Below are 20,055 nucleotides of genomic sequence, written 5' to 3' on the forward strand. Positions count from 1 at the left end.
GCCTGCCGCGCTCACGTCGAGGCGGCATCTGCGATTGCCAAACAAATCCTCGGCAAAAGCTGACAGTCTGATTTTATTGATGCGGGCAATCCGCCCGCATCTTTCTTTGATATGTTCAGGCGGCCTGCAGTTTTGCCTCGCATCGCAACAGCATGCCGTAGAGATCGCGCGGCTCGTCCGGGTCCGCCAGCAGATCGAGGTCAACAAACAGGCCTGTTTCTTCAAGCTTGCTGCGCACGTAGCGAAGCGCTGAAAAGTCCTCGATTGCAAAACCAACGCTGTCAAACAGCGTGATGGCACGTTCGTTGTCACGACCCTGCTTTTTACCAGCAATCACTTCCCACAGCTCTTTGACAGGATAATTCGCGTCTAGCTGCTGAATTTCGCCTTCAATACGGGTCTGTGGCGGATATTCGACAAAAATGTCCGACCGCAACAGGATGTCCTTGTGCAGTTCTGTTTTGCCTGGGCAATCACCACCCACCGCATTGATGTGAATTCCCGGTCCAACCATGTTGTCGGAAAGGATCGTCGCATTCAACTTGTCTGCGGTGACCGTTGTTACGATATCGGCACCCTCCACGGCTTCCTGCGGCGACGCGCACTTGGTAATCGAGAAGCCCTTGGCGCTAAGGTTGCGGGCGCAACGCTCCGTCGCACTTGGGTCCAGATCATAAAGGCGCAACCGGTCGACACCGAGTATCGCCTTGAACGCTAAGGCCTGGAATTCACTCTGCGCGCCATTTCCGATGATCGCCATGGTCCGGGAGTTCGGACGTGCAAGATGTTTTGCAGCAACCGCCGACATCGCCGCCGTGCGCAACGCCGTCAGAATGGTCATCTCCGACAGCAGCATCGGATAACCATTACCAACATCGGAAAGCACACCGAACGCAGTGACCGTCTGGCGCCCCTCTTTAGTGTTTTTCGGGTGGCCATTCACATATTTGAACCCGTAGAGGGTACCATCGCTGGTTGGCATCAGTTCGATGACGCCCTCATCGGAATGAGACGCGACGCGTGGCGTCTTGTCGAACTGTTCCCAGCGTAGGAAATCTTCCTCGATCACGTCAGCAAGTTCGGTCAGGAAGGTTTCCGTTCCAACCTTCAGGACAAGGCGCATCATGTGGTCAACGCTGACAAACGGCACGACATTGAGGTTCTGATTGGCAGTCATATTCGATCTATCCTCACAATTGCTTGGTGGCTTTCGCTACCCATTGTTGGTCTGCCCTGATCAGGCTTCCGTGCTGTTGTCGCCCAGGAATGTGCGGGTAATGTCCATCACCAGACCCGGCAGAACTTCGAATGCATAGGGAGCATGGACGCGTTCAAGCTTCTGGTGGAATTCGCGTCCCCAAGGTCCGAGATTGACGGTTGGGAAGCTTTTGGCATTCGCTGGCGGTAAATCGATCAAACGCGAAATCGGCGTGTTTTCCGAAACGACGGTGCTTCCGCTTGCCGCAAGACCGAGGAAACTCATGTCGGAAATACCCTGGAAGTGGGGTTTCCACACGATGCTTCTCGATGGATCATTGCCAAGACCGGCACGTGCCTCTTCAATTGCCTGGAACAACAGGCGGTCATTGCGATCAGACATTCGCAGACGACTGGACGGATAGTGCAATCCTGCAAAGCCGATCACGATGGCCGGGCCCGAAACGCGGGCAATCGACACAAGCCATTCCGTCAGTTCACGGGTGAGAACCAGCGGGTTGTCGATATGCGCAAGCTCCTGTTCCTTTGTGCGGTATACGGCCTCAAAACCATCTCCAAACGCACGACCTGCAGCTGCCTTCAATTCCTTGAAAGTCACGATCCTTGGCCTGGCAGGTGTTGCACCAGCACTACGGCCAACAAGGCGGCTGTATTCTACGGATGCCGCAGAGAATTTTTCGACGGCTTCCGTCGCACCGATTATCACTTCCTGCGTAAAACGCGCGAAAAGCTCATCAGCGCTCATGGCGTGATAGAGCCAGTTGAAGGCGATCCAAAAACGCTCCGGTGTGGTTACCTCATAACCGCTGCGAAGATCCTTCGCCTCAAGGCAAATCGGCGGTGGAGAGACGTCGTTTTCATCCTTGTCGGCCAGTGAAGCATTGCCTTCAAGCCTTGCGAGAATACCTGCCCCCATTGCCTGGGCGCTGACACCTTCATAGGGGTAGCTGGCATGCGAGCTGCACCCAATGACCAAAGCAAACGGAAGCAGTTTTCCGATTGTGCCAGCATAAACGGCGCGACCTTCACTGCCGTCGCCCTGATCCGAGGTCACGTCGAGGTTGACGCCCGCTTCGATTTCGATGCCAAGATCATCAACAAGTGACGGGAACGCATCACGCATCGAACGCATACCGCGGCTTTCACGCTCTTCGTCGGGCGTCGAGACAAACATCAAGTTGCCCTTGCGATCAGCATCGGCGGCAAATTTCTCGATGCACGCAACCGCCACCGCAAGACCGCTTTTCATGTCAAGCAGACCACGACCGGGCAAAAAATCTCCGCTCAGTAGATCCTGAAGGGCGCGTTCTTCCTGTTCAGAGCGGTCGTCCCGGGCTGACAGGTCCTTGATCAGCGCATCTTTCAACGCCAGGCTCTCGCAGGAGAGGTCCTTGAGATCGTGATAGTTGTCGGTCGACACCGTGTCAAAGTGACCTGCAAGTGCCAGTGTTCTCTTGCCGGTTCCGCGAACCAGCGCGACGACATTGTGGGTCAACGGATCGCCATGGCTGGCGACAAGCCGCAAGTCATCGGGATTCTGCTGAAAATAAGGGATTTCCTGAAGCAACTCATAAAGGCGGTTTGCGAAGGTCGATTCACCGACTGTGCCTGTTTCGCTTCTCCAGGAGGTCATCCGTAAGGCAAACTCGCGCACGCGAGCACCATCGATCTCGCTTCCGACGCGGGAAGCAAAGTTTTGTTCGCTTGTCATGGCTTTTTCCGTTTAGTTCGAAAGATGTTTTCTGAGGAATGAGCGCGTGCGCTCTTCCACCGGGTTGGTTAGGACCTGATCTGGGGCGCCCTGCTCGACCACCACACCGCCGTCCATGAACATGACGTGGTCAGATACTTCGGCTGCAAAGCGCATTTCATGGGTAACGATCAACATGGTCATGTGCTCAGCCGCCAGCTGTTTCATGACCTGGTTCACTTCCTCAACGAGTTCGGGGTCCAGCGCGGACGTCGCCTCATCGAAAAGCATCACCTTTGGCTGCATTGCCAATGCACGGGCAATTGCCACGCGCTGCTTCTGTCCGCCCGACAAACGTGCCGGATAGGCATCGCCCTTCTCGGCCAGGCCAACCTTTGCCAGCAACGCGTCGGCGCGATCTCTCGCCTCGACCTTGCTCAACCCTTTCAGCCGCATCGGGCCAATCATTATGTTCTGCAGAACGGTCAGATGCGGAAACAGGTTAAACTGCTGGAAAACCATGCCCATTTCCTGACGGATATGGTTGATGTGTTTTTCGAAGGCACGGCCCTTCAAGGGACGATTGACCATCTGGCCATCGAGCCAGATTTCGCCAGAAGATGTTTCCTCCAGCATGTTGATCGACCGCAAAAGGGTACTTTTGCCCGAGCCGCTTGGGCCGATAATCGAAACGATCTTGCCGCGAGCAACCGTCAGGTCAATGCCTTTGAGCACTTCATGAGGCCCGTAGGATTTGCGGATCTGCCGCAGTTCGATCATGGGAGTTTGAGCTTTCATCGAATGGCTTCCACTTTGCGGGCCGCTATACGGAGCAGATATTCCATCACCAGATTGACGACGTAATAAAGCACAGCTGCGGTCAGATAGAACTCGAACGGACGATAGGTTTCGCTGATGGCGCGCTGCGCGTTGAGGACAAGTTCGGTTATCCCCAGCACCGACAACACCGCCGTATCCTTCAGCAGGATGATGCTGTTATTACCCACCTGCGGCAGTGCCGTCAGGAAAGACTGCGGAATGATGAAGTGCCGCAACGTGGCAAGGTGACCAAAGCCCAGGGAGCGCGCCGCTTCCGCCTGGCCCGGATCAACCGCCTTCAGCGATGCCCGGAAAATATCTGCGTTATAAGCTGCGTAGTGCAGGCCAAGCCCCAGAACCCCTGTCCAGAAAGCCGGTAACAGCACGCCCAACTGGGACAGGCCGTAATACATCAAGTACAGCTGCAGAAGCAGAGGCGTTCCCATAAACAGAAAGATAACGGCACGCACAGGCGCTGCAACAATGTGTGGGCCATAGAGTGTTGTCGTGGCAATGCCAATACCTAAGATGACGCTGACGGTTCCAGCGATGGCGGTAATCACAACCGTCCAGAGCAGGCCGATCAGAAGCATTTCCCAATAGGGCGGTACGACGCTGAAATCGAAACTCATGCTGGAACCTCCCCTTTGGAGGTAAACAGATATTCCACTCCACGTACGGTCAGCGAAATGACCGCAACAATGGCGAGGTAAGCAGCGCCCGCAACAGCAAACACCTCGAATGGCTTGTAGGTGGAGGTCACAAACCGTTGGGCGGAATAGGTCAGTTCAACCACGCCGATGGTAGAGACAAGGGCGGTACTTTTGGACAGGATGACCGTGTTCACACCCAGCGAACGGATCATCAGAGGTGCGGCCTGCGGCAGCACGAACAGACGCATCGTATCGAACCGGCCAAAACCGAGAGAGCGGGAGGCTTCGGATTGCCCCTTATCAACGGAGATAATGGCTCCCTTGATACCCTCTGACATGTAGGCGCCGATATTGAAGCCCATGGTCAGAACACCCGCCAGAAACGGCGTGAGTTCAAAACCAAGCTGCGGACCACCGAAAAAGACGATGAACAGCTGTACCAACAACGGCGTGCCACGCAAAATGCTGACATAGATGGTAGCGGCCCAACGGACAGCCGTTATTCTGGAAAACCGGCCGGTTACCACCACAGCCGCAACAACGAGACCAATCGCCAGCGAGCAGACCGTGAGTTGGATGGTCAGAAGCGAGGCTTCCAATACGAAGGGCGTTATCCGCCAGATTAATTGAAAGTCCATTGCGGCCTCTCGGACCTGGCAACCGAACATTTCGGAGCCCGATCTCTGTAAACGGATCGAATGACTGGGCGGAAGATTTCAGACAGTTTGCACTGCGATCCATTTCCCCCCCGCGAAACATCAGGCGTTAGCGCGTCAAACCGTCGATTAACGAACGTCCTGGCCGATCCACTTTTTCGAAATGGCCTCATAGGTGCCATCAGCCATCATGTCGTCCAGTGCCTTCTGCATGGCGGCAGCGAGTTCGGGATTGCCCTTACGGACAGCAATACCAACGTCGTAACGTGGCATGCGCTCATCCTTGACCTGTTCTACTGGCGTATTGTTCTTGGCAATGGCGACGAAAACCGGAACGTCATCAGCGATGATGGCGTCGACACGACCAGCCGTCAGGTCAAGAAGCATTTCCGGCAGTCCCTTGTATGTACGCACTTCAAACAAGTTCTGTTCGCGAGCCCATTTTTCTGCGGCTTCGCCGAGTGTCACGCCAACATTCTTGCCCTTCAGTTCATCGATATTGGCAACGCCAGCACCAGAGCGAACAAAGGCAGCAAGACCGGAGCGGTAATAAGGACCAACGAAGTCTACTGCCTTCTTGCGCTCTTCGGTCACGCTCATCGAACCGATGATGGTGTCGTAGCGGCCGGTGACCAGACCAGCGATAATACCATCCCAGGCAGTGGTAATGATTTCCGGTTCCACGTTCAGGCGCTTGGCAATTTCAGAACCGATCTCGACGTCAAATCCAACAACCTTGTTGCTTTCGTCAACGAAGCTGAACGGAGGGAAAACGCCCGACAGTGCAATCGAAAGCTTGCCGGCTTTCTGGACTTTTTCCAGATCGTCAGCATGTGCACTTGTGAAAGGCAAGCAGAGGGTCGCAGCAACAAAAAGGCCGTACATTGCGCGAGTAAGTTTCATGCAGGTCGTCTCCCAAAAAGATGTCCCGGCTCATAGCAGGACGTCGTGTGTATAGCTTCGATGTCTTCGAATTGCTGCTATCAACCGGCCCGCTCTTTTGGATTATCCCGCTTTTTTCGAGGGCCAGCTCTTGCTCAGCGATGACAATTGGTAATTCGAGAAACGAGAACAAAAAAGAATACAAAGCGCTCGAAAATTTCATATAATGACGAAATAGTAAGTCATTTGACGAAATGGTAAAAAATGGACGACCTTGATAGACGGCTGATTGCGGAGTTGCGGATCAATGGCCGGGCGTCGGTTCCACAGCTTGCGCAGATTCTCGGCGTCGCCCGCGCCACTGCTCAAAAGCGGCTCGATCGCCTGATTGAATCAGGCGACATCAAGGGTTTCACCGTCAGATTGAAAGACGACATCAGCCGCGATCTGATCCGAGCCTTTATCCTCGTTGAAGTTTCCGGCTCACCAAAGCACACAGTGTCGGCCATCAAACGCTTGCCGGGTGTGGCGTCTCTTTCCAATACAAATGGTGTCTGGGATGCTGTAGCCGAAATCGAGGTATCGACAATGTCCGAGTTGAACCAGCTGATTTCAACGGTGCGCGGCACCGAAGGCGTGTCAAAAAGCGAGACCTTCATCCTGCTTGGTCCGGCCTGACCGGCCCAGCTTAACGGGCGTGCTTGAACGAGGCGGCATCAGCCGCCTCGCCCTATATTCAGCGACGTTTCTTGCGCCATGGCGCATTCTTCTGCCAGTCACCAGCCATGATGCTTCCGAACGGGATCACCTCGTCGACCACTTCGGCAAGGCCGTAATGTTCGATCTGGGCACGCACATTGGCCGCCGACTTGTAGGCACCCGGCAGTTCGGACACGTCCGCCTCTCCCGAGAAGAAACGTACATCCAGTCCAGCCGTCTCGTTTGCCATGATGTCGGCAATGTTGTTCGGGCTCAGCCCACGGGAATCGGCGCCATATTCCGCCGCGAGACGCCGCAAATGAGCACTACGCGAAAAGTTACGGCCCGCGCCATGCGGTGAGAAGCCCAGACCATGAGCAGCATTGGAGCCACGCACGATCAGGATCGGCTCCGCCATGTTGAGCGGAATGATCGTCAGATCGGTCGCATCCTCAGCCCAGCCATCAAAGGCAGGCGTCGCCCCCTTACCGTGGTAGAACAGACCGTCTGACTTTCGGAACACAAAGTTATGTTCGTTCCAGAAGCGGTCCGACACCTTGGCAGACAGCTTTCCCGCCGTCATGTCATGCAGCACATAATGGTTTTCCTTCGTCCACTGGCGGATGGACTGCAGAGCCGACCAGTAAAGATCACCCTCCTCGGTATCCGCCGGAATCCAGGCATTGTCGCGGTGTGTTTCCGGTGACAATTGTTCACGGAATTTGTTTGCCACCTTCATTCCACGTTCATAGAGCCGGGCACCGGGCGCTCGCGATCCATGATGGGTAACCAGTGCCGTCTCGCCGGTCGACTTCATCGTTCCGACATAGGCAAAATGGTTGCCGTCACCCTGCGTTGCAAAGTGCTCGATACCAACATTCAAAACCGCGCCGCTCAGATACGGGTTCTGCTGGAAAGCCGCCAATGTTGCTTCGGACGGTTTGACACGCTGATCAACGGCACGACCACCAGGCCCGAAATGCGTCACGGAGTGGATCGCATCCAGCAACGACTTTGGATCAACGCCGGGGAAGATCGAGATTGCCATGGAGCAACAGATATCGGCCGAATGCATGCCAGGATGGATCGCCTCGGAAGCAACCACGCCACCAACAGGAATGGTTCCCACCGGTCCGGCTGGGCAGGCGTCCGGCATGATTGCCGCCGCGCGCACAACAGGCGTGCGGACAAGCGCCCGCATGGTAGCATTGACCTTCTCGACATTGTCTTGTTCGAACACGTTTTCGGCACGGATGTTGGAATAGATCTCGACATCGCCATCCGTTTTCAGCGGTACAGTCGGGGCTGGCCGGAATGCAAGTGCTGTCGCCATGGCGGCACTCATCGAACCGCCGTCATTCAAAACTTTATTGGCGGCATCCAGCGCCGGGCGAAACCACTTGCCCTGCGGCATGCCCGCGTCAATCAAATCCTGTCCGCTTACGATCTCAACCATCTTCTTTTCTGCGTTCGCAGTCCTTCTCATTCATTCATCATTGCCGGACAACGTTCCGTCTTCCGGCATTTTCAAAATTGAAAGGCAGCGGCGACGAGGTTGAACGAAACATGGGGGGCTCCGCTCGTGCCAGAGAGCGCTGCCGGGGATGGGAGTCGAACCCATCAAGCCACCCCTAACGTGGAGGCTGTAGTTCCGTTCGGCATTCGCCGCTGCATTTCGGTCGTGGCGACCAGAATGAGGAAACATTCCGCGTCCATACCTGTCGGCATTTGGCGGTGCGGAGTTCGAATCCGCTCCCCGTTAGGGTTTACCGATGTAGTTTCCCCGGCATTCGCCACGTCTTCCAGTGTTGCTCACGGCGACAAGAGGTTGAAAGAAACACTTTTCGATGTAGTTTCTTTCGGTATTCGCCATGCATTTCATTCTGTCCGTGACGACAAAAATTGCTGCAACGCCTGCTCTATCCGCTGAGCTACGGGGTCATAAATGGGGACCCCGGCGGGATTCGAACCCGCGACCTGGAGATTAACAGTCTGTAGTTCCAATCGGCATTCGTCACGGTATCCTGCGCCCTTCACTGGTGGCGCAGGACAATGTCAAAGATCGATCGCCTCGATCTGGCGCAGCCATTCCCCTGCACCGGACTTGCCCGCCGCGAAGTTGGCTATAGCGTCATAAACGGCGTCGGAAAAACCACCGATGTTCAAGACATCCGCGGCCTTGGCAGGCGTCTGGACGTAGGGCTGGATATCGAGACACACCAGCTTTGCAGCCGGGTTGCGTCGCTTGATCCGCGCCCATTCAGCCATCATGCCTGTCGCCTGGCCTTCACCGCGGTCATCGATCCAGGACTGGTTGTCCGAAACGAAGACCACGAGGTCGACCTTGGCCTTTTCCTTCACCAGCCGTTGCAGCGGTGCCGAGCAATTGGTTCCGCCGCCGCCGATGGCCGCAAGCTTTGCAGCATTGGTCATCACGCTATCGCGGCCGTTCAATTTTACGTCCACCACCCGGTTTTCAAACGGCAGTACCCGTGCACGCGGGTTACGCCGCAGGAACGAGGCTGCCACAAGAGCGGCCACATCAATGCAACGAACCTCTGACGTGGCCCCCTTGCGATAACCGGTCACTGGCGAACCCATCGAGCCGGATACGTCAGGGCAGACCACCACATTGCCTTTGAACACCGGCACGCTGGAAATTGCGGTTTCCATTGCGTCCTGCAATGCATCGGCAACTTCGCCGGGCACCGTCTGCCCAGCCATATGCCAGGCAACCAGCAACTGGTACGGAAACACCCGCGCCTTGCGAACCGTCTGCGGATCAGCAAGTTTGGCGGCCAGCTTTTCAGCCATACCCGGCACCTCAAACACGCCGTTGCGGGCAAATGTATTGAGGTTCTGGCGTACCATCTGCCAAGATCCGCTGAGTGCAACTTCCGCCCACTGCTCCTTTGTCAGCTTGAGCGAGGTCAGCATCTGGAACGGCACAGCTGGCAGAGCCCGGCTGGTATCCCGCTTGAATGCCTCGAAAGCCTTCACTTCGGCTGGCAGTGCAGCAAGATCGTATGGCTTGCCGATTGCCCATGCATACAATGCTGCACGTTCCGCATCTTTTGGCTTTGGATGCACCATACGGATAACATCCGGAAGCGAAGGATCATTGCCGACCATCGCCTGCAGGAATTGCGGCACCGTACGTCTATCAAGCCATGCCTGAACCATCTTTTTAGGACGTGTTCCAAGCGACTTGCGGCCCGCAGTTCCAGAACGCATGATCTGCACAAAACCGCGCAACATCTTGCCGCTTTTTACCACCCGCGGGAAAGCACGTGTAAAGGCATCGCTTTCAAGGCCTGACAACATTGCCAGCAACGTGACCGGCATGTCTTTCATATGGCCTTGTTCAGCCGCATAGATTGCCAGTTTCGCCAGAAATTCCGGCTCGACCTCTGAAGCAAGCTTCACCACCGCATCCAGCTGCTCACCGGCATTGGCGTAAAACGTGTCGTTGAACGTTCCCGTCACCGCATACTGAGCGAGTGCTTCACGCGGCGTCAGGGCATAGGCAGCGGCGCTCGCATGATTGACGGTATCCGTCTGTGGCAGCAGCTTGCCGAAATAAGATTTGAAGATCGCCGTGTTCACCATGGCCGCACCTTTTTGTTTGTTTCTGCCAGATACATTTCAAGTGGCGTGCCAGTTTGCTTTCGACGGCGCGAAAACATAGCGAAAGCGAATTCAAACCTTTGATTTTAATCATTTAAAAAATTCGAAAGCTTTTTCAACATCCAGAATTGCCAATCAACGGCAATCTCATTAAATTATCCAATAATATAAGATTTATCTTTCTGGATAATACATGAAGCGACGTGTTGCTATCAGCATTCTGGGGACGACACTGGATATGGGCGGACGCCAGGACAGATGGAGCCGCTGGCGGCCCAATGTCGCGCTGACTCAGCAACCCGGCATGTTTTTTGATCGTGTCGAGCTGATCCACGATACCCAGTTTGGCAGGCTGGCGGAAACCATCATTGGTGATATCGAGACCGTCTCGCCCGCGACCCAAGTTCGCCAGAACATCATCAATCTCACCGACCCCTGGGATTTCTCGGAGGTCTACACAAAGCTGCGTGATTTTGCCCGCGCGTATGATTTCGATCCAGACACCGAAGATTATCTCGTCAACATCACCACCGGCACGCATGTGGCGCAGATATGCTGGTTTCTTCTGACGGAAGCCCGCATCATTCCCGCCCGCTTGTTGCAGCTATCGCCGCCACGCGACCGTGAACTGCCAGGCGATTATGCTGGCAAGCACACCGTCATCGACCTTGACCTTTCCCGTTACGATGAAATCGCCACCCGCTTTGCCTCTGAGCGAGAGGAAGCAACCTCGTTTCTGAAGTCCGGGATTTCGACGCGCAACGCCGCCTTCAACCGCATGATTGACGAGATTGAACAGGTTGGGATGCGCTCGGTTGCACCTTTATTGCTGACCGGCCCGACGGGTGCAGGTAAATCCCAGCTGGCAAAGCGGATTTACGAGCTGAAAAAAGCAGAGCGAAAGGTGACTGGGCCATTCGTAGAGGTCAACTGCGCCACGTTACGCGGTGATCAGGCGATGTCGGCACTGTTCGGTCACGTCAAGGGCGCCTTCACCGGCGCCTCAGGTGAGCGGGCTGGCCTGTTGAAATCCGCAGACAAGGGCGTGCTTTTCCTCGACGAAATCGGCGAGCTTGGTCTGGATGAGCAGGCCATGTGTCTGCGGGCCATTGAGGAAAAGAGGTTTCTGCCTGTTGGTGCGGACAAGGAAACATCGGCCAATTTCCAGTTGCTGGCAGGGACCAATCGCGACCTGCGCGAAGAGGTGCAAAAAGGCCGGTTCCGTGAAGACCTGTTTGCCCGCCTCAACATCTGGACCTTCCAGCTGCCTGCACTGTGCGAACGCAAGGAAGATATTGAGCCTAACCTTGATTTCGAACTGCGCCGTTTTCTGGAAAAGGAAGGCCACAACGTGACCTTCAACAAGGAAGCGCGCGAACTTTATCTAACCTTCGCAACCTCCCTGGAAGCCGCATGGAGCGCCAATTTCCGTGATCTATCGGCATCGGTCACGCGCATGGCAACACTTGCGCCGCAAGGCAGAATAACCGTCGAGGTCGTTCGTCATGAGGCAGAACGCCTCAAGGCCGCCTGGGGAGGCGCCCCTTCAGCCCGCGCAGCAGAGCAAATCCTTGTTGATGTCCTCGGCCAGGAAGCCGTCGCAGCACTCGATCTTTTCGATGTCGCTCAACTCACCACTGTTTTGAAAACATGCTGCGAGCATGTGACAGCTAGCGCCGCAGGCCGTGCGTTGTTCGCCAACAGCCGCCTTAAGAAGAAAAGCAGCAATGACGCCGACCGGCTGAGCAAATATCTGGCAAGGTTCGGTTTGAAATTTGATGATGTCCGACGCCGCGCCACGGCGGTCTGATCGATACGATAGAACCGATCAACCGATGACTTCAATGATATTTGGCATCACGAACGCACGGTTTTGCGCCATACGGGAAACGCCCGGAAGGTCGTAACGTGACCGACCGGATTGTCCAGACGCTCTTCCGTCAGGCGCGTCACGATCGCCTCTGCCATTTCTTCGATCGGCTGACGAAACGTCGTGATTGCATACCCTTCCCAACTGGCCTGCTCGATATCGTCAAAACCGACAACACAGAGATCCCTGGGGATTTTCAGCTGAAAATCATTGCGCGCCACGTCGATAAAACCGCAGGCCAGAAGATCGGTCACGCAAAAAACTGCGTCCGGAGGTGTTGCGCCAGGAAGCAACCGCCGCGCCGCCTCTGCGCCGCTGCGATAACTGGTGGAGCCGGCCTTGATCACCTGCGGTGGCTCGAAGCCTGCCTTGGCGACCACGTCGCAGAAAAGTCGTTCGCGGGCCAGCAGGCTGGGAGACCCATTGGTGGAGGAAACAATCGCAAAGGACTTGCAGCCCGCGCGGGCCAGCATGTGCCACGCATCTTTCATCGCGGTCTCGTGATCGAGGCTAATATGGTCCGCCTCCTCGATCTGTCCCGCACGATTGATGAGAATGACATGCTGGCCGCTTTCGATACAGGTTCGCACCAGTGACACTGGCGGCGCGCCCGAAAGAACGATTGTGGCTGAGGCACGGTAGTTAAGTGTCTGGTGTAGCGCGGACTGAATATCGGCCTCATCACCCGCGGTATTGATGACCATCGCCGCCCGACCGACCGCCTGAATGCGCCGGGTGATGGCTTCCAGCAGCGCCGATTGATAGGGCGCGTGAAGATCGCCGCCCAGAATACAGATCGGCCGGCTTTTTTCCTGCGATAGACCACGTGCCAGATGGTTGACGTGATAATTCAGTTCCTCGGCCGCGGCGAGAACCTTGCGACGGGTCTCTTCAGAGACGCTCGCCCCTTCCGTGAAGGTACGCGAAACGGCGGAGCGCGAAACGCCTGCCTTCCGTGCCACTTCAGTGGCACTCGCAAAACTCTGTGGCGGCCGGTTGGTCATGCAATCGCCCTTCTTTTTCCTGCCTCGACAAGGCGGATCATATCAGCTGCCTGTTCCGCCGCTCGGATCAATTGCGGTTTTGGCGTTTCAAACCACTCATCGGTACGCAATTGCCTGTTGGTGCGGACATGGGTAATTGCAGCCGCCAGTGTTGGATAAGTCTTTGGCATTTCCAGATGCAGGAACAGCGACACCAAGGCCACAGAGCGGCTGCGACCGGCACGACAGTTGACGAGAACATTGCCCTTTTCCCGATGCGGGTAGGACGCCCGTTCCGGAAAGGTCTGGTCCAGTGCACCACGCAACAGGTAATAGCCCGACAGTAGCATCGTGTCGGAATTGCCAGCGCCATCCACAAGCCCAAGCTTGTAATAGCGCAACAAACCGGGACCAGACGCCAGAATACCATTCTCATCCGTCTGACCGCCGGAGACAAAATTGACGTCGAAATTCACCGCACAGTTGACGACGATCTTGATGTCATGTTCTGCCAGCAAGGCCGGATCACAGACGGCTTCGCGTCCACCAATGTAAAGATCGACATTCCAGCCTGGCAGGTTACTCTCGATCAGGCTAAGATGCGGGCGTTCATATCGCGGAGAGGCACTCATGCTGCCTCCCCCTTCCGGTCTTCTCCTGCAATTGCAATCCGCATCGCCTGCGAAAAATCAGCGGCGATACCGGGTGCCGCAGCAAAAATGGCGCCGCCCGTCAACAACTCGCCCTGCTCCGCCGGATAGGTTCCGGTCAAACCACCCGCCTCGCGCACCATCAAAAGACCGGCAAGGCAATCCCAGGCGTTCATGTAATATTCGGCGTAGCCATCCGTGCGGCCTTCGGCCACCCAGGCAATTGCCAGCGCACCCGATGCGCCACGGCGAATATTGGCGCCTTTTTCCAGCACACGTTGCTGCGCCGCCAGATAGTCTGCGCTCTCGACCCGAGGAGACCAGCCAATCTCCACCGATGCGTTGGTAATGGTGTCGGTTGTGGCGGCCGTAAGAGGCAAACCGTTTTTGCTCGCACCCTGCCCCTTGCGGGCAAAATAGAATTCATTGGATGCAGGATTATAGATCACGCCCAGCAGTGTTTCACCGTGTTCATGAAAGGCAATCGAAATGCAAAAATGCGGAATGCCACGCGCAAAATTGGCCGTTCCGTCAATCGGATCAATCACCCACAGCTTGTCGGACAGACCACCACCGGCTTCCTCACCCAAAATCCCATCCAAGGGAAATGCCTTTGTTATCAAATCTCGCACATGGCTTTCCACCATACCGTCTGCCTCGGTGAGAAAATCCTGCCGTCCCTTGAGCGTAAAATTGCCGGGCTTGCGGGCATGAAAGGCAGCAAGGGCAACAGCACCGGCAGAGGTGGCAACTTCGCGCAAAAGGGCTTCACGGAGGTTCAGTTCATCGACAGTCAGCATGATTTCTTTCGAACGAATGGTGCAGGCCTTGGCTAGAAACAAGGCCTGCCAGTATTGTCACAAATATTCGACAGTTACTTCTTGTAGTTCAAGGCCCAAAGATCCTGCCAATCCTGACGGGCTTCCCAGTCACCGGCGCCGGTAGAGGCGTCATAGGAAAGCAGCTGGTCACGAACCTTGCCAACGCCCGACGGCTCACTGTCTGGCAGGCTGATGGTGGTGTTGGTCGACATTTTGCCGTCCTTCGCCTGCGGCGCGATGCCTTCAGCTGTCATCATGTAACGCAGGAACAGCTTTGCTGCGTTCGGGCTTTTTGTGCCTGATGCAACCAGGCCAAGCGAAGGGTAAGTCCAGCCGGAGAAAGGAGACAGACCTGCACAAAGGCCAAGCTTCATGCCGTCCTTGTTATCACGGTACTTGGCCGTGCTGACCAGACCAACAAAGCTATCCTTGGTATCAGGAGCGCCAATCGATTCCGCAGCCGCACCGTCGGAATCGGTCAACAACGGGCTATTGGCGGCAAGCGCCTTGACCCAGGCAGCGGTAGCGCTGGTCTCGTCGGTTTCCAATGGTTTGCCATATTGCGCCTGATAGGCATCGGCAACAGCCTTGTCGGCGTGGGTGGCCAGCTGGTTAAACCAGTCGGTATAGGACGGCTTGCCAAGCGGATCCTGCATGGCAACCTTGCCCTTCCACTCGGCTTCTGTCAGCTGCCAGATGTTGGAGACAGGGCAGCTGTCATGCAAAGCGGTGTTGTAGGTCCACACATTCGGCGCAAGAACGATGGTCAGCGGGTCCTGGTAGATCGCCGGGATATCCTTTGCCAGATCTGTTGGCAGCCAGCTCTTTGCATAACCCTTGGCAACGATCTGAGACAGTGCCGCAGGCGCATCTGCCAGAATAACCACGTCAGCCTTGACGTTGTTTGCCTGGGCCTCGCGAATGACGATTTCAAGCGTTTCTGGTGCGCTGGATTTTACGCCAGTAGCCTGAACACCGTATTTTTCCGAAAAGGCCTTCGCCTGTTCGACAATTTTACCGGTCGAGTCGTAGACGGTAATAGGCGCCTCCTGTTTGGCGGCTTCAATCAGCTTGTCGAGATCGAAAGCCTCTTCGGCCCCGGCATTGGCCGCGCCACACAGAACAGCGGCAGACAGCATCAGCGAGGAGAGCAGAGTACGGGAATGTCTCATCGGTATTCCTTTGAGTGATTTGAACAAAGATGTTTTCGTGAAGTTATGCGAGTAGAAGGGCCGGACGCTCGGTTCCGGCTGGGTGTGCCGCGCTTGGGGCGCGGATTTCGGTCGTATCGAAACGCTGGCCAGCAGCGTCGAACAGGTAAAGACCCTCGCCGCGCGCAAAACAGCTGATCATGTCACCCGGCTTTGCGGTTGGCCTGCTATGCGTAGAGTGAAACAGTCGTTCTGAACCAAAGGACAGTTCGATGATCCAACTGCCACCGGTCGGCATGATGCTTTCAAGCCGCAACGCGCCGAGTGGCACGGCGTTTGACGTCTCTGACAGGGAAATTTCCTCAGGCCGCAGTCCGATCGATGCTGCGCCGGTCAAGTCAAGGCTCTCGGACAGGCGGGCGCCAAAGCCATCACCGTCTGGTGTTCCATCCAAACTGATCATGTTGATTGGCGGATTGCCGATAAACTCCGCAACGAACCGATTGACCGGACGTGAATAGATATCATCGGGCGCACCGACCTGCTGCAAACGCCCGCCATTCATCACGGCAATGGTGGTGGCAAGCGTCATCGCTTCCCACTGGTCATGGGTGACGAACACGATTGTTGTGCGAAACTCCTCGTGCAGACGACGCAATTCGGCGCGCATTTCCAGTCTGAGCGCAGCATCGAGATTGGAGAGAGGCTCATCGAGAAGAAGGATGCCGGGATTGACAGCCAGCATGCGCGCCAATGCCACGCGCTGCTGCTGACCGCCGGACAGCTGCGCGGGATAACGCGATGCGTAATCGCGGATGCGCAGCTTTTCCATCACATCATTGACCTTGGCGCGACGCTCCGCTTCCGGCAGTTTGCGCAGGCGCAGGCCGAAATCGATGTTCCGCTCCACGGTCATATGCGGCCAGAGCGCATAGCTCTGGAACACCAGACCGAGGCCGCGCTTTTCCGGCGGCACAAAGGCGGAGGCCGGAACACTGTCCACAAGCTTATCGCCAATGGCGATTTCGCCGTCGCTCAGATGTTCAAGGCCCGCAATCATGCGCAATGTCGTGGTCTTACCGCAACCGGATGGTCCCAGCAGGCACATGAACTCACCATCTGCGATGGTCAGATTCAGGCCTTCGACGGCGGCGTTGCCGTGGCCAGCATAATTCTTGGTGACATTGGTCAGGGTGATATCGGGCATGTCAGCTCTCCAGTCCCTTGGCAATGCCATTGCCGGTGAGACGGTTGATAAGAATGGTGCCAAACAGCGCCAAGAGCGCGATCATCAGCACCACGGCATTTGCTGCCTGGGTGTAGTTGTAATCAACGAGACGCAGCGAATAGGTGGTCAGGACATCGGTTGCCGGCACGGCCAGGATGATGAACAGGCTTACGCCCTTGATGCCGGAGATGAATGGCAGCAGGATTGCGCTGGCCAGCGCCCGTTTCTGGATCGGCATCACGATGCTGAGCATACGACGCCACCAACCGGCACCCGCGATGCGGGCCGCCTCTTCCGGCTCTTTGCCCAGCTGCGCCATGGCCGCAATGCCGGACCGCGAGGCAAATGGCATCTGATCGGCAATCAGTGCGAGAATAAGGATAATCGACGTACCGTATAGCGCTGGCAGCGGACCACGCGGCACCGCAAATAGCGTCAGGATGGCAGCTGCAAACGCAATTCCTGGCACCAGATATGGCAGGAACGTAATCTGGCGCAGGAAATTACCAAGTGCGGCAAAGGGGCTGCGAATGACTACATACCCGACCAGCAGGCCGAGAACACCGGATGCAAGTGAGGCCACGCCAATGATCACCAGGGTATTGAGGCCAGCGCTCCAGAATTGCGGCGTCATCAGAATGCCGTTTCTCAGGGCAACGGTGTCGAGGTTGGCGCCGATCCAGTAATCGAAGGTGAAATTTTCGGGCGAGAAACGACCCGGCACACGCATGATGGTCGACAGAAACAAGGTCAGCAGCGGGATCACCACACCGACGGTAAAAAATGCTAGCGTAAAAATAGTGGCAGGCATCTGCCAGCGCCCCAGCGGACGGCGGCGATCCATCGCCCCCTTGCCACCGATGATCGCAAACCGGCGCGCCTCACGCATCATTCTGGTATCGATGTAGAGCGTGACCACACCAATCGCCATGATGACTGCCGCCATGACTGCGGCCATGCCTGTCTGCCGCGTGGAGATTGCGCGGTAGAGCGAAGTCGAAAGCGTGTCGAAACCGACGGGAAGGCCAAGCACGTAAGGCACGGCAAATTCCCCGATACAATCGGCAAGGATCAGCAATCCGCAGGACAAAAGTGCGGGGCGCATCAACGGCAGCACGATCTGAAATGCCACACGGCGACGGCTGGCACCCAAAATACGTGCGGAATCTTCCAGCTGGGCATCAAGACGCTGCAGCGCGCTGCCGAGGATCAAAATGACGAAGGGCGCATAATGCAACGACAGGATAATGATCATCGGTAACCGACCATAAGCCAGCCAGTCCGGCGTTGAAAAACCAAGCGTCTCCAGCCAACCGGGCTGACCGCCAACCGTTCGGTTCTTGAAAATTGTGGTCCAGGCAAGCGCCAGCGTCCAGGTCGGCAGCATGAATGGAATGATCAGCGCCGTCGCAAACCAGCGACGTCCCGGCAGCTCTGTGCGGTTGACCAGCCAGGCCAGTACGCCGCCAACGGACATGGACAGAATAATAGAACCAATCGCAATCGAGGCGGTATTCAACATCGGCTGCCACAGCAAGATGCTCGACATGCGCGAGGCGAAAGCACGGGTGACATAATAGAGGGTGAATGCACCTTCCGGAGCGCGGGTGCGCGCAGCATCGCCAATCTGCACAATAGCCACATTAACGAGGATCGAAATGACTGGCGCGAGGATCAACAGCAGGAACACGACAGCCAAAGCAATGCCAATGAACATTACCGGCTCATGGCTTATGACCGTGAGATGATGTCGCAACCGCCTGTATGGCGAATTGCCCGATGCAACACGTGCATCTTTTTCTACGTGCCCTATGTCCACCATCTTGGCGCCCTCTCGTATTCACGGGGCGACCATAGGCAGATCACATGACAGCCAAATGACACCTTGCACATATGTGCATTGGAAAAATTGGCCGATAAACGTCTAATAATATTCGAAATGTAAAATGTTTAGCACGTAGGTGCACAGCATTTTTCGCGATATTTTCCACGTCAACAGCGCACAAAAACTCGTGATTCCTAGTGTTTTTCATCGCGTTGAGAGGCGCAAAACCTCTCTCGTCGGTCTACTGACTTGAACATTCGCGGCAAAAAATTGCGCGCACAGATTGCCAAACGGATAATCCTACTTTAGAATCATTCTAGAAAAAATGAGTATCAGTCTCATGTTTCGGCGGAATTTTACAAAGAAGGAAACTACACATGTCGAACAAAGCGTCCTGCAAAGCCTGCTCGTTCTATGAAGACCACGCCGCAAATGCTGGCACAGTTGCCGCAGACGCTGGCCTCTGTCGTTTCAACCCACCGGTTTCGCAGCCAGACGCCAATGCGCGTGGCCTGTGGCCGGTCGTAACCGGTAGCGACTGGTGCGGTCATTTCGACGGTAACAACAAGGCTGCTTAAGCAACCTGTTTGTTTTTGACGAAGACAGCCATTGGCTGTCTTCGTTGCATGCCTGACCAGACGATCAGCGCAACTTGCCTTCGTAAAGGCAAGCCATTCATACACATCGACGATATGTCGAGCCGGAATTTCCAGAGATTGTCTTTTGAGAGGCTACCAAGCTTACTCTGATGAGGGAGCGCTCATCACGCCAAGGCGTTGGCCGCAAATCCTCTTCGTGGCCTGACGAACACTCCCGCCTGACAAGACTTTATCTTACTGCCAAAACCAGTCGAAAAATCGTTCTGGATGGTGATTGGTTTGCCAGATGCCTTTATCCGCGGCCTCAGAAGCTGCTTCAGCCGGGTCATCGCAAAACCAGAGAAAATTCTGTTCCGTCTCAACCAGTTCCCGCTTGAAGGACCACACTGCGCGGTCGGCCTTTTCAAAATCGGCAAGCACGATAACCGGTGAAACTTCGCTGTGGAGGTGAAGCAATATTGGATCCTGATCTGATATCTGCATTCTTACGGCACATCCCCATTTCCGGTGCTTTTTCCCACCAAAAGCATCGTGAACTCTCATGTCTTTCCTTTGCAGGAAATGCTTGGTGTTGACAGCGGTTAAGCCGGTCCCCAAACACCAAGGTGCATAATGATTGTGGCCAGCATTAGGTTCCCACCACAATCGAGAAAAGGTCGTGCCTTCTGAGCCACCAAAAATAAA

General features: G+C 55.7%; 18 protein-coding genes. 3 read left to right on the forward strand and 15 right to left on the reverse strand.

All coding sequences use genetic code 11. From position 1 onward, the window contains the following. Positions 1-115: 115 nt before the first annotated feature. The 6 genes from IB237_RS16570 to IB237_RS16595 form a co-directional block, all read right to left on the reverse strand. A complete protein-coding gene (locus IB237_RS16570; RefSeq protein ID WP_192489783.1) occupies positions 116-1,177 on the reverse strand; it encodes an ornithine cyclodeaminase in 1,062 nt (353 codons plus the stop codon). A 60-nt stretch (positions 1,178-1,237) separates the two neighbouring features. Then, entirely contained in the window at positions 1,238-2,929 is a 1,692-nt protein-coding gene (locus IB237_RS16575) for a M20/M25/M40 family metallo-hydrolase (RefSeq protein ID WP_192489784.1), read from the reverse strand. Between the two features lie 12 nt (positions 2,930-2,941). Beyond that, on the reverse strand, positions 2,942-3,706 hold the full coding sequence (locus tag IB237_RS16580) for an amino acid ABC transporter ATP-binding protein (protein WP_305852557.1): 765 nt from the start codon (positions 3,704-3,706) through the stop codon (positions 2,942-2,944). Next, on the reverse strand, positions 3,703-4,359 hold the full coding sequence (locus IB237_RS16585; RefSeq protein WP_192489785.1) for an amino acid ABC transporter permease: 657 nt from the start codon (positions 4,357-4,359) through the stop codon (positions 3,703-3,705). Before IB237_RS16585 ends, IB237_RS16580 begins: the two co-directional genes overlap by 4 nt. Further along, positions 4,356-5,018 carry an amino acid ABC transporter permease gene (locus IB237_RS16590; RefSeq protein WP_192489786.1) on the reverse strand — a complete coding sequence of 221 codons (663 nt, stop codon included), beginning with the start codon at positions 5,016-5,018 and terminating at the stop codon, positions 4,356-4,358. Before IB237_RS16590 ends, IB237_RS16585 begins: the two co-directional genes overlap by 4 nt. A 147-nt stretch (positions 5,019-5,165) precedes the next feature. Beyond that, the gene (locus tag IB237_RS16595; RefSeq protein ID WP_192489927.1) at positions 5,166-5,921 is read right to left on the reverse strand and encodes a transporter substrate-binding domain-containing protein; all 756 of its coding nucleotides are present in this window, start codon (positions 5,919-5,921) and stop codon (positions 5,166-5,168) included. 261 nt (positions 5,922-6,182) lie between these two features. Between IB237_RS16595 and IB237_RS16600 the strand changes: the two genes are divergently transcribed. Then, positions 6,183-6,596 carry an Lrp/AsnC family transcriptional regulator gene (locus IB237_RS16600; protein ID WP_192489787.1) on the forward strand — a complete coding sequence of 138 codons (414 nt, stop codon included), beginning with the start codon at positions 6,183-6,185 and terminating at the stop codon, positions 6,594-6,596. A gap of 58 nt (positions 6,597-6,654) precedes the next feature. On the opposite strand, the gene IB237_RS16605 is transcribed toward IB237_RS16600, so the two are convergent. Both IB237_RS16605 and IB237_RS16610 read right to left on the reverse strand, forming a co-directional pair. Then, positions 6,655-8,073 carry an RtcB family protein gene (locus IB237_RS16605; RefSeq protein WP_192489788.1) on the reverse strand — a complete coding sequence of 473 codons (1,419 nt, stop codon included), beginning with the start codon at positions 8,071-8,073 and terminating at the stop codon, positions 6,655-6,657. Between the two features lie 599 nt (positions 8,074-8,672). Beyond that, entirely contained in the window at positions 8,673-10,226 is a 1,554-nt protein-coding gene (locus tag IB237_RS16610) for an RNA-binding protein (RefSeq protein WP_192489789.1), read from the reverse strand. Positions 10,227-10,437: 211 nt separating this feature from the next. Here IB237_RS16610 and rtcR point away from each other — a divergent pair, with 211 nt between their 5' ends. After that, the gene (gene rtcR / locus IB237_RS16615; protein WP_192489790.1) at positions 10,438-12,054 is read left to right on the forward strand and encodes an RNA repair transcriptional activator RtcR; all 1,617 of its coding nucleotides are present in this window, start codon (positions 10,438-10,440) and stop codon (positions 12,052-12,054) included. Between the two features lie 47 nt (positions 12,055-12,101). On the opposite strand, the gene IB237_RS16620 is transcribed toward rtcR, so the two are convergent. The 6 genes from IB237_RS16620 to IB237_RS16640 all read right to left on the reverse strand — a co-directional run bounded on the left by IB237_RS16620 (position 12,102) and on the right by IB237_RS16640 (position 18,769). Then, a complete protein-coding gene (locus tag IB237_RS16620; RefSeq protein WP_192489791.1) occupies positions 12,102-13,118 on the reverse strand; it encodes a substrate-binding domain-containing protein in 1,017 nt (338 codons plus the stop codon). After that, positions 13,115-13,729: a dual specificity protein phosphatase gene (locus IB237_RS26205; RefSeq protein ID WP_210323983.1), complete on the reverse strand. Its 615-nt coding sequence runs from the start codon at positions 13,727-13,729 to the stop codon at positions 13,115-13,117. Before IB237_RS26205 ends, IB237_RS16620 begins: the two co-directional genes overlap by 4 nt. Then, positions 13,726-14,547, reverse strand: a complete 822-nt coding sequence (locus tag IB237_RS26210) for an inositol monophosphatase family protein (protein ID WP_210323984.1) — start codon at positions 14,545-14,547, stop codon at positions 13,726-13,728. The genes IB237_RS26205 and IB237_RS26210 overlap by 4 nt, the downstream gene beginning before the upstream one ends. A gap of 74 nt (positions 14,548-14,621) precedes the next feature. Continuing rightward, complete coding sequence (locus IB237_RS16630) at positions 14,622-15,740, reverse strand: ABC transporter substrate-binding protein (RefSeq protein ID WP_192489792.1); 1,119 nt, start codon at positions 15,738-15,740, stop codon at positions 14,622-14,624. Between the two features lie 43 nt (positions 15,741-15,783). Next, a complete protein-coding gene (locus tag IB237_RS16635) occupies positions 15,784-16,926 on the reverse strand; it encodes an ABC transporter ATP-binding protein (protein WP_192489793.1) in 1,143 nt (380 codons plus the stop codon). Between the two features lies 1 nt (position 16,927). Continuing rightward, positions 16,928-18,769, reverse strand: coding sequence for an iron ABC transporter permease (locus IB237_RS16640; RefSeq protein ID WP_192489794.1), 1,842 nt, complete (start codon positions 18,767-18,769; stop codon positions 16,928-16,930). Positions 18,770-19,149: 380 nt separating this feature from the next. Between IB237_RS16640 and IB237_RS16645 the strand changes: the two genes are divergently transcribed. After that, entirely contained in the window at positions 19,150-19,350 is a 201-nt protein-coding gene (locus IB237_RS16645; RefSeq protein WP_192489795.1) for a hypothetical protein, read from the forward strand. 255 nt (positions 19,351-19,605) lie between these two features. On the opposite strand, the gene IB237_RS16650 is transcribed toward IB237_RS16645, so the two are convergent. Then, positions 19,606-20,016: a hypothetical protein gene (locus IB237_RS16650; protein ID WP_192489796.1), complete on the reverse strand. Its 411-nt coding sequence runs from the start codon at positions 20,014-20,016 to the stop codon at positions 19,606-19,608. Positions 20,017-20,055: the final 39 nt, after the last annotated feature.

Source organism: Agrobacterium sp. AGB01 (assembly GCF_014851585.1).
GTDB lineage: Bacteria > Pseudomonadota > Alphaproteobacteria > Rhizobiales > Rhizobiaceae > Agrobacterium.